Here is a 10,396-nt window from a genome sequence, read left to right as displayed (position 1 = left end):
TAAAAAATCAAGGCTTTATCAAAGCAGGAGAACTAATAGTTGGTGATGAACTTCTTGATGTAAACGGAAATGTTCTTTTAGTTGAAAAATTTAATGTCGAGTTGACAGATAAACCTGTAAAGGTGTATAATTTTCAGGTAGAGGATTTCCATACTTATCATGTTGGCGAAAATGGAGTTTGGGTTCATAATTCGAATTGTAAGCTGATAAAAAATGATGACGGCACATATGATGCAGAGCTATCATATAAAGAGGATTGGACACCAGGGCAACGAGCAGAAGCTGATGCAAAATGTAAAGCGTTATCTAAAGCTGATACAGCAAAAACGATTCCAGAACGTGGTAGCACATCCGCTTCAAAAAAATACAAAAATGAGTATGGAGAAAATTCAGTTTTAAAGACACAAGATGTCGATCACACTATTGATTTACAACTTGGTGGAATAGATGATATCCATAATATGAACCCATTAGATAAAAGTGTAAATCGAAGTTTAGGAAGCCAGATAGCATATTTAATAAAAAATTTGGATTATGGGACAGTTTTAAGAAATTTTAAAATGGTAGATCAAAAAAATTTATAAGGTGGTAAAAAGAGATGTTTGAGAAATTTTATGATTTTGTAGGTGTTGAAAACAAAAATAATGTGACCGATATGTCTGGATTTATGGACATTTATGGCGGAGAAACATTTTTGAATGGTTTGTATCGTATACACAACAAAAATGATGTAAAAAAGTGGAACGAGATACTCAAGAGAGCTTTCCCTAAATTCAAAAATGGCATACAGGTATTCGGATATGATTGGTTAGGCAGAAATTTTGCACTGGATACGCAAAGAGATGTAGTTTTGATATTTGAACCAGGTACAGGAGAGATTCTTAACACTGGGGAAAACTTTGTGAATTTCCATGATAGTGAGATACCGCAATATCATGACGCTTGCTTGGCGTCTGAGTTCTTCAATGAATGGTTTGAGGCAAATGGCAATTTTGTTTTGCCTCACAATAAATGTGTGGGTTACAAAGTACCACTATTCCTCAATGGGGAAGATGACATAGAAAATCTTGAAGTATCCGATATGGAAGTATATTGGGAAATAATGATGCCATTAATGAATCTTTAATCAATATTGGCATATTTGATATCAATTTACGGAGGTGATAAAATGCCCACAAACCAAGAAAAAGTTTCACAGCTTTTAGCAGATTCGCACTTTGCATTCATAAACAGCCAAAACAACGAATCTCTTCATTTAGCGAATGAGGCAATTAGGCTTGCTCCAAAAAATCCTGACGCTTATCAATGTGCAGGAGATGCGTATATGTCTTTGGAACAGTATGAAAAGGCGGTCGAGAGCTATAAAAAAGCGGTCAAGCTTGATCAGAATAACGGCAACAGGTATTTTAACTTAGGGTATGCCCTTGCCACTAACGAAAAAGCCGCTGACGCTATAAAAAATCTTGCAAAAGCCGAAGAATTAGGCTGTTCACCCGAGAATACGGTACAGCTGTATAACCTGCTTGGAATAATCTGTTTCGATATAGGAAGATATAAGGATGCACTTGTAAATCTTGAAAAAGCGGAGCAGATCATCGGCGTAGATCTGGATATAATGAAGCGAAAGGTCATTATTTACGGCATGAAGAATGATATCCGAAACGGACTTCTTACAACAAATCAGATGAAACTGGTTGCACCTTCTGATTATACTGGCTATCAGCTGGCATTTAAGCTGCTGTGTCAGGCGAATCGTCTCGAAACAGCAGAACGGGAACTTGAAATGGCTAAGAAATATGCCGAACTCTCCATGGACTATTATTTTGACCGAATGACTTTTGAGATACAGAAATATCAGACCGATAGTGATAAAGAGCATTATTACAAGGCATTGGGTTATATAAACGAAGCATTGACGACATTAAAACCTACAGTTTCTGAGGTTTTGGAAAGTTATATAAATTCTGCGGAAATTTATCTTCAGCTTGAAAATGCAGACAAAACGATCGAATGTCTAAACGCTGCTCAAAATCCTGTTGAGTCATATAATCTTGGTTTTGATGTCATTGATAAGGAATTTGAGCCTGTTAATCTTACAGAATATGATGTTGAGGAAATGATCGAAGCCGATAAGGAACGCATTGCTGAAAAATACGGCGATTGCGGTCTGGAAGAATTGGCTGAAAGCATTGAACCCGATGAAAACGGAGCAAGAGAATATCTTACGAACGTTGAAGATGAAACCGATACCGAGGAAACGGCGTACAAGCTTGACGAAACGGAAGAAATTGAATTGACTCCCGAAAATATAGATCAGATCAATCGTCTGTATATAGGAGCATATACTCTGAAAAAGGAATTCAATAAGGTGATCGACTATGCAAGAAAATTGCAGAGCAGCGAAAGCGTTCAGAATTCATACATAGGAATTTACAGTGAAACAAACGCCTACAAGGAGCTTGGCTCGCCTGAAACAAAGCAGAAGTATGAGGAAACGATAAAATACTTCAGAAACGCTATGATCAAAGACCCAAGCGATATGGCGGCTGTGACATTCCGTATTCAGTGTTATATGGATATTGGTCAGTATGACGAGGCGGAACAGCTTTGTAATCTTCTGGCTAACGAACTGAGAAAGCCTTTACTCGAAAAAATAGAGGAGGCGAGATCCGTTGACTCTTGAACAGGATATTAAGCTGAGCAGTGAGGCTTTTAAAACTGCGGCGAATGAAATGTCTGCTTTAAAAACAAGAGCTGAAACGCTTAAAACTACGCTGGAACAGATGTATAATGACCTGACAACGGCTTTGGATACGCCGGCCGGAAAAGAGATCGAAATCGAGGCAAAGGACGTTCTTATTAAACCTATCGACGACCTTATACTTGTTATCGGTCAGATGTCAAAAACGCTTGACGATATAATCGATACGCCTTATTATCAAGGAGTTTTTGACAAATACGAACAGTTAATGCAAAACATTAAATTTAATTAACAGGAGGAATTTATTATGGCAATGGGAAGCACCGGTACGGTAAACGTAACACCGGAAATGATCCGTAGCGCATTAAGCGCAATCAATCAGTATGAGACTACAGTAAAATCGCTTTATTCAAAGCTTGACAGCACGATGAGCGAATTGATCCCGGGAAATTTCAGCGGAAGTGCAGCACAAGGGTTTAAGCAGTTTTTTGATGAAAATATTACTAAGCTTGCCGATGCAAATGATGAGAGTACCGGAGTGTCGCAGATAATCAAACTTCTGAGAGAAATAGTAAACGGTATATCTGACGCTATTCCTAAGGACGGCGATGGTCTTGACGATCAGCTTGCAGAGCAGAACACAAAAGCAATGGGAGGTAATTAATTATGGCAGGATGCAGAATAGTAAATCAGGGCGTACTTACGGCTCTTGACTCAATTGAATCATGCCGTGCTTCTTTTGAAGAAGCAGGACAGACGCTTATCAGCTCATTAACTAGCGCAATCGCAGATATGGAGGGCGCTGCAAAGGACGCATTTCAGGCTTTGATTGATAAAGATATAAAGGAATTTGCAGAAACAAATTTGCCGGAAGCGATCAAAGGTATGTATACTCTTCTTGAAGAAAACCGAAAGAACTTTGAAGAAGTCGATCAGAAAATCGCAGATAATATAAGCGGCGGTTAAGTACATAAAAGCACAGCCTGATATTGCTTTGTATCAAAGCTTTTAGGCTGTGCTTATTTTTATCTCGGGAGGTATACAAATGGCTTTTAAAATACTTAATGAAGAAGAACTGTCGCTGCTCACTGACGAGCAGATAGCATGCTATCAAAAAGAACTTGATATATATAAGCAGAGAGAGGCTTTTGTAGAAAAACTTACGAAACTTGAAAATGGAGAGATCAAGCCGTACAAACCAAATCTGAAATCAATCGATATTATCAGGGAAATCGAGTTTGCACCTTTCATAAGTCCTGAACGGAAAAGGCTCAATATGAAACCTATGCAAAAGCCTGAACTTCCTGATGATCTTATCGGCAAAGCGAGCGAAAAAATCAATATATCGGAAGTAATTAAATCAAACGCTGTTCTTAAAGAACAAATTGGTTTCAATCATAAACTGTTTTCAAAGGCCAATAATTTTAAATGTTATGAGCAAAAGCAATATGTATTACACAAACTATCAAAACCTGTCATACCCGATACGACCTTTACTAGATTAGAGAATGTACTTTTGAAACCGGTAAATATCAAAAAAACTGCCAAGTTAAATCTGCATGAGTTTATTGCTCCTGAAAAAAACAAGGTTGTTCTTTCAAAAGCAGAAATTTCGAAAATTAAAATAGGAGCTTTTGTACCACCTGAAAAACCTAAGCTTGACTTTGCGGTTAATGCAAAACCTGAAACGGTGATAAAACCCTTTGAAAAACCCGAATTTACTTTGAAAGCTTTTCTCGAAGTTCAAAAAGTAAACGTTAATATGCCGACTTTCCGACAGCCGGAAAGAAATAAACCGGATATCCCTGTTAATGTGAAATCTGATTTTAAAAGTAGAACGTTTAAAACGCCCGAAACCACAGTTACTGATCTACCTCAAATAAGAAAAGCTGAAGTTGAAATAGGCAGTTTTCAGCCTCCTGTGCAGCCAAAGCTTGATATTAAGCTAAATTTTGTATCTGACGTTGAAGTAAAGGCTTTTGAGAAACCTGAATTTGAAGCGGTTAAGTTGCCTATGATCCGCAAGCCTGATGTAAGTCGTATAGAGTTTCATGCTCCTGAAAAACGAGAGCTCAAGCTTTCTGCTATCGCAAAACCAAGTATTAATGTCAAGCCATTTAAAAAGCCGCAGGATATTAAGACAGAGCTGCCTGAGTTTCCGAAAGTGAATATAAATATAGGAAGCTTTACAAAACCTCAGGAGATCATACCAAAACTAAATGCAAAGGTAAAAACATTTAAACCGATAACAAATTTTAAGAAACCCGAATTAAGCCGACCTGAGCTGTCTGATATAAAAGTTTGCAAAGGTTTTGAAACAGGAACAGAAGCACAGGACATACTTTCCATGCTGAATAAGGAAACTGCATTATGAAAAACAACGAAATAATGATATCCGCAAGATTTGAATTTGACGATAAGAGTAAATGTCAGGAGCTTTCATTTCTTGTTCTTAAGGATATTACCCTCAAAGCTTTTATCGAGGCTTTGTATTACGGATTAAAAAAATCCCCGGATTATGAGAAATGTTTCGAGTTGCTTGAGCAATATATCAAAACCAGAAAAGAACTTCAGGTGCTGTATACGGCAAAGGGCAGCTATAATGTGATAGATTTTACAACAGATGTTGTCAAAGGCGGCGAAAAGGTCAAAATTTATAATGCAGAGCTTGATAAGCTGGGCTTTGTGACCTCAAGCTGCGTCCTGTTTACGATGAATGAGGAGATCAAGCCGTCTTATTTGTTTAAAAAAGAAGAGAACAGCTATATCTTAAAAGAAAAAGATACGCTTGAATATAATATAAGTACTCGCAGACTGAATGTCATTGAATCCTCGGTAATAGACATAATTCCGCCCAATGATATGCCCCAAAAGGATAAATCATCGCTTCTAGATGTTCTTATTCCCACCGTGCTTTCCACAGGAGGAATGCTTGGTGCACGTTTTCTTATTATGAAACTTGTGCCGAGTGCTTCGTCTATGGGCAATACTATGCTTCTTATGTCGGGTGCTATGGGAGTAGTATCTTTGGTTACTTCATTCTACAGCTTTATGAAAAAAAGGACCGACTATAAAAAGAACGTTGAGGAATGGAAGAACAACTATGAGAACTACATTGCCAGAATTATCAGAACAATAAAAGAATGGCAGGAAAGCGATATTGTATATCTGAACAGCGTGTATCCGAATATGGATACATTGTTTAAGAATACTGCCGAGATCAACGGTATTATTTTTTCAAGATCTCAGAACGATAATGATTTTATGAAAATATCGCTTGGCACTTCTGATGAGGTAAAGCCGCTTTTTGAGATCAAAAGCGAGAAAAAGGATAATATCTTTTACGATATTTATTACAAAATGCGTCGTAACAAGGATGAGATTGAAATAATAGTTCCGACAAAGAAAAAGAACAGAAAGCTGAAAAAGCTTTCTCCCGAGGAAATAGCTGAAAGGGAGCGAAATAAGTTCCTCCTTACCGACTTAGCGTACAATTTTGCAAATAAAGGCGTGGACACTAAGAATGATAACGAGGTTATCGGATTTAACTACCTCAGAAGTGACAGTGGTAAAAAACCGCCTTTACTGATAGATTTGAAAAACTGTGGGGCTTTGGGCGTTATATCAAATGATGTTCAGACTTCTCATCGCTTTATTCAGCATGTTGTTTTCGAACTGGCATATTATCATTCGCCCGAGGATCTGCAATTTGTTTTCTTTTTCGACAAAGAGGACAAAATTGAGAAGCAGAATGAAATACTGAAAAACTATAAGTATCTGCCCCACACGAATGAATTGCTTGACGGTGTTTCACAGTTTGTATTTGATAAGGACAGCTCAGGAATAGTTTTCGGACAGCTTCTCAGTATTATGAATAGCCGGTCCAACAATAAAAAGGAAGATACCGATGATTCTGTGTCAGACGGTAAACTCACACAGATAGTATGTGTGGTTTTCGATGATTATGATATAAAGGAAACAGGTTTTTCAAAGTTCTTGCCTGAAGTTCCAAAAGAGGGTGAGCCTTATATCAATTTGCTTGGACTTACTTTTATTTTCATTCGACCTGTAAAGGATATGCTTCCGAAATACTGTGGAAATATCGTAAATATTGACAAAGAGAATGAAAAGGAAAGAAAAGTGAGCCTTAGATATAACGTTCTTAGCAGAGAAACCTTGAATGTTTTAAGCGAGGACAAGGGCGATAAAACCAAGGCAAATGATACTGATAAATTGATAGAGTATAAATATTTTCAGAACAAGTATATGTTTGGTCCAGAAAGCTATGATGATAAGTTTGATCTTGCATTCAGACAGCTAAGTGCAATTTACTATACTCGTATTGCAGAAAATGGCAAGGTTCCCTCTATGGTTACTTTGTTTGAGCTATACGGATATAATTCCGAGAAAGTCGAAAACGGCGAAGTAAAATCAAGCATACGAAAGAGCTGGGAGGATATTGATAGAAATGACGTGACAAGAAATCTTCGTGTTCCAATCGGTAAGCATGAACACGGCACAATGTATCTAGATCTATACGAAAAGGCAGACGGACCTCATATGCTTGTTGCGGGAACTACTGGTTCAGGTAAATCCGAAACAATAATTACATACCTTATAGGACTGTGCATGAAATTCTCACCTATGGATCTAAATCTTATGCTTGTTGATATGAAAGGCGGCGGCTTTTCCGATCGTTTGGGAGATCTACCGCACTGCGTCGGAGTAGTAACGGATACGGCAGGAGAGGATGAGGGAACATCTGCTGCGTATATGCTAAAGCGTTTTCTTGAAACGCTTAATGCTGAAATAAAAAGGCGTAAATTGTTGCTCTCAAGTTTCGGAGTTGATAATGTTGATTCGTATATCAGAGCATTAAGACTTATCAGAAAAATAAAGGAGCTTGAATCCGACGAGGAGAACAGTGAAGAAATCAAAAAGCTGAAAAAGAAACTTAACAATAAGCAGCAAGAAATTTTGAGTAAGGATCTGAGTGAGCTTTCACCATTGTCGCATCTTGTCCTCGTTGTCGATGAATTTACTGAGTTGAAACGTTTTTCAAGCGAGAGCAACGATGTCGATTTTATTGCTGAGATAACGACTATTGCTCGTGTGGGACGTACATTAGGATTTCATATCATACTTGTGTCACAGAATATCGAAGGAGCTATAACCGATGATATCCGTGTAAACTCCAAAGCAAGAATATGTCTTAAGGTAGCCACAAAACAAGCCTCAAAGGAAATGATAGGAACTCCTGCCGCCGCTGCTCCGACTATGCCCCTTAACGGACGAGCTTATTTGCTTGTTGGAACGGGTGCGAGATTTGAGTATTTTCAGTCTGCATACACTGGAGCTAATAAAAATCTCAATATTGATCCGGCAGTCATTGTTACTCAAGCAACAAATTCAGGTAAATTCAACAACGGATTCTATTTCTCCAAAAAGGACAATATTATAGAGAAAAAACGCAGTGAAAATGTTAGTGAGCATGATACTCAGTTGGCTTATGTTGTTAAAACCATTATTGAAATAGGAAAAAACATGGAGAAACCTCGTCAAATATTTTTGCCACCTTTGCCGGGCGTAATTACGGATAAAACAGATTGGGAGGGTTTAAGTTGAGCAGAGAAAAAATTCTGTGTACTTTGGGCAAATTCGATATACCAATAATTCAGATGCAGCCGACTTTTATCGTTGATCTGCTGGATTCCAATCTGATTTTGTTCGGTTCTGCTATGAGCGGAAAGACGACTTTCATTAAAAACCTTGTCAATATTCTTCATAAACAATATGACGAAGATCAAGAGCAGATATTCATTCTTGATTTTGGCGGAGCTTTGTCAGAATATCGCAGCATGCCATTGGTATCTGCATATTTTGATAATTCCAACGAGGAATATGTGAAACGTGTTTTCAAGGTAATGGATAACATATTAAAAGACAATATCAAGACCCTGAACGGTAAAAACTACAGAGAAACTACAGAAAATCAGCCTATACATACAACTTTTATTATCGACAACGTAAACGCCTTTATAGATGAATCCAGATATACTGCATATCAGGAAAAGCTTGCAAAGCTTTGCAGAGACGGTCTGTCAAAAGGAATTACCATTGTGGTCACGGCGGGAGAAACCAAAGGATTGAATTCATATATGGGCAGTTTTAAGCAGAAAATCGCATTTGAAATGCCGGCAGACAAGTATGCTGACATATTCAATGGTAAGGTCGACGCTATTGGTAATAATCCTGGTCATGGTTTTGCAAATGTAACAGTAAAACCGGAGGGTATTACGGGTACGTTTCGTATGAATCTGCCGTATGAAGTGCAGTGTTTTAAAGCTCAGGCTCTTAATGAAATCAGTAATAATGATAAATCGCTGCCATTTCAGACTGCATTAAGAAAAAAATTCGATTTTGATATTGATACACAGGAATATGGAAAACACGTCAAAAAATATTTGACATTTCCAAAAGAACTGAATAAAGATGACTATATACGCCTGAAACAAAAAACGAATATTGAAGAACAAGTCAAGTTTCCTGTAAGTGTAGGTCTGGATTATGTAGATTTCTGTCCTGTTACAGTCGATTTAGGGAAATCCCATGTAATTGCAATTTACGGTAAAAAAGAATTTGGAAAAACAAATCTTCTTGAATTATTGATCGAAGGGTTGGTTGAACAAAAAGAAGATATACGTCTTGTTTTTTTTGATGACGGACGAAATCAGCTAAACAAGATATATGAAAAGTATGAAACGGTTCGTAACTGTGTTTTGATAAATAAGTTTGATAAAAAGGATCTTACATTAAGGGACGGAACGATTGTAAACAGAAAGCTTTCACCTCTTCAACAGTTCTATTTGTATCTTAATGAAAATTACATAGAACTGGATAAAAAGTTTCTTGCGGGAATGTATGGAGTCAGTGAGAACTTGAAAAAAGAGTATGAAAATATTCCCGGCTGCAATATGGATGAAACTCCTTTTACAGTATTCATTATCCAGAGCAAGCTGATATATTTAAACACTCCAGAAGGAAAACGTTTTATTAATTCAATACTTCCGCAGCTTGCCGCAGTGGCAGAGGAACGTGAGTTTTTATTCATTTTTTCAGATGTTCAGAAAATAAGCGACGGAGAGCAAAATTCGTTTTTTAACAATAATATTTCCACTGCATTTTTGCTTGACAATGTAGCTGAATTTGCAGGTGAAAGAGGTCAAAAAACTATCTTTGGAAACATGGATGTAAAAACTCTTAAAGAAGATTATGCTCGCTGTGAATTAGGCGACGGGTATTGTTATGACATTGAAGCAGATAAACTTGTTAAATTGAAATTTATTAAATATTGAAAGGAGCGGTAATTATGGCAGATTCGGCTTTTGTATTGGCTGATATTGATAAACTCGTGCAATTTGAGAAAAAAAGTGAAGAAGCGATCAAAGAATTTGACGCTATAAAGGAGAAGTTTAACGATATAAACACTACACTTCTTAAAAAATGGAAAGGTGAGGGTAAAGACGCTTATAAGAAAGAATCGGATCATATTATGGAGAACATAGGTGGGATAAAGGATATTCTTGATTCCATCAACAATGGAGTGGTCAAAGACACTAAGGACGCTTACCTTCAGCTCGACGAAGAACTTGGGGAGTTTAATAAGAATCCACAGACGGCTGAAGGAGAATAAGA

At 37.4% G+C, this 10,396-nt stretch carries 10 protein-coding genes; all 10 read left to right on the top strand.

Going from position 1 to position 10,396, the window contains the following annotated elements; all coding sequences use genetic code 11:
• The coding region (locus OCV57_RS09275; protein WP_267301290.1) for an HINT domain-containing protein at positions 1-584 on the top strand (584 nt) is incomplete at its 5' end.
• Positions 585-598: 14 nt separating this feature from the next.
• Positions 599-1,126 (top strand): T6SS immunity protein Tdi1 domain-containing protein, encoded by a 528-nt coding sequence (locus tag OCV57_RS09270; protein ID WP_117925361.1) that lies wholly within the window; start codon positions 599-601, stop codon positions 1,124-1,126.
• A gap of 42 nt (positions 1,127-1,168) precedes the next feature.
• Positions 1,169-2,683 (top strand): tetratricopeptide repeat protein, encoded by a 1,515-nt coding sequence (locus OCV57_RS09265; RefSeq protein ID WP_267301289.1) that lies wholly within the window; start codon positions 1,169-1,171, stop codon positions 2,681-2,683.
• Complete coding sequence (locus OCV57_RS09260) at positions 2,673-2,993, top strand: hypothetical protein (RefSeq protein WP_267301288.1); 321 nt, start codon at positions 2,673-2,675, stop codon at positions 2,991-2,993. The genes OCV57_RS09265 and OCV57_RS09260 overlap by 11 nt, the downstream gene beginning before the upstream one ends.
• Positions 2,994-3,008: 15 nt before the next feature.
• Positions 3,009-3,365: a WXG100 family type VII secretion target gene (locus OCV57_RS09255; RefSeq protein ID WP_267301287.1), complete on the top strand. Its 357-nt coding sequence runs from the start codon at positions 3,009-3,011 to the stop codon at positions 3,363-3,365.
• Between the two features lie 2 nt (positions 3,366-3,367).
• Positions 3,368-3,667, top strand: a complete 300-nt coding sequence (locus OCV57_RS09250; RefSeq protein ID WP_267301286.1) for a hypothetical protein — start codon at positions 3,368-3,370, stop codon at positions 3,665-3,667.
• 79 nt (positions 3,668-3,746) lie between these two features.
• Complete coding sequence (locus OCV57_RS09245) at positions 3,747-5,075, top strand: hypothetical protein (RefSeq protein ID WP_267301284.1); 1,329 nt, start codon at positions 3,747-3,749, stop codon at positions 5,073-5,075.
• Positions 5,072-8,326 carry an FtsK/SpoIIIE domain-containing protein gene (locus OCV57_RS09240; RefSeq protein WP_267301283.1) on the top strand — a complete coding sequence of 1,085 codons (3,255 nt, stop codon included), beginning with the start codon at positions 5,072-5,074 and terminating at the stop codon, positions 8,324-8,326. The genes OCV57_RS09245 and OCV57_RS09240 overlap by 4 nt, the downstream gene beginning before the upstream one ends.
• Positions 8,323-10,056 (top strand): FtsK/SpoIIIE domain-containing protein, encoded by a 1,734-nt coding sequence (locus OCV57_RS09235; protein WP_117859666.1) that lies wholly within the window; start codon positions 8,323-8,325, stop codon positions 10,054-10,056. Before OCV57_RS09240 ends, OCV57_RS09235 begins: the two co-directional genes overlap by 4 nt.
• 14 nt (positions 10,057-10,070) lie before the next feature.
• Positions 10,071-10,394: a hypothetical protein gene (locus OCV57_RS09230; RefSeq protein ID WP_267301282.1), complete on the top strand. Its 324-nt coding sequence runs from the start codon at positions 10,071-10,073 to the stop codon at positions 10,392-10,394.
• The last annotated feature ends 2 nt before the right edge of the window (positions 10,395-10,396 follow it).

Source organism: Hominimerdicola aceti (genome assembly GCF_025567495.1).
In the GTDB taxonomy this organism is placed as follows: Bacteria; Bacillota; Clostridia; order Oscillospirales; family Ruminococcaceae; genus Hominimerdicola; species Hominimerdicola aceti.
The sequence above is the reverse complement of the archived record's forward strand: the minus strand, read 5'-3'. Positions and strand labels throughout refer to the sequence as shown.

Coding starts and splice junctions, on each gene's coding strand:
- OCV57_RS09230 (WP_267301282.1), top strand. CDS start 10,071: ATGGCAGATTCGGCTTTTGTATTGGCTGATATTGATAAACTCGTGCAA.
- OCV57_RS09255 (WP_267301287.1), top strand. CDS start 3,009: ATGGCAATGGGAAGCACCGGTACGGTAAACGTAACACCGGAAATGATC.
- OCV57_RS09265 (WP_267301289.1), top strand. CDS start 1,169: ATGCCCACAAACCAAGAAAAAGTTTCACAGCTTTTAGCAGATTCGCAC.
- OCV57_RS09240 (WP_267301283.1), top strand. CDS start 5,072: ATGAAAAACAACGAAATAATGATATCCGCAAGATTTGAATTTGACGAT.
- OCV57_RS09250 (WP_267301286.1), top strand. CDS start 3,368: ATGGCAGGATGCAGAATAGTAAATCAGGGCGTACTTACGGCTCTTGAC.
- OCV57_RS09245 (WP_267301284.1), top strand. CDS start 3,747: ATGGCTTTTAAAATACTTAATGAAGAAGAACTGTCGCTGCTCACTGAC.
- OCV57_RS09270 (WP_117925361.1), top strand. CDS start 599: ATGTTTGAGAAATTTTATGATTTTGTAGGTGTTGAAAACAAAAATAAT.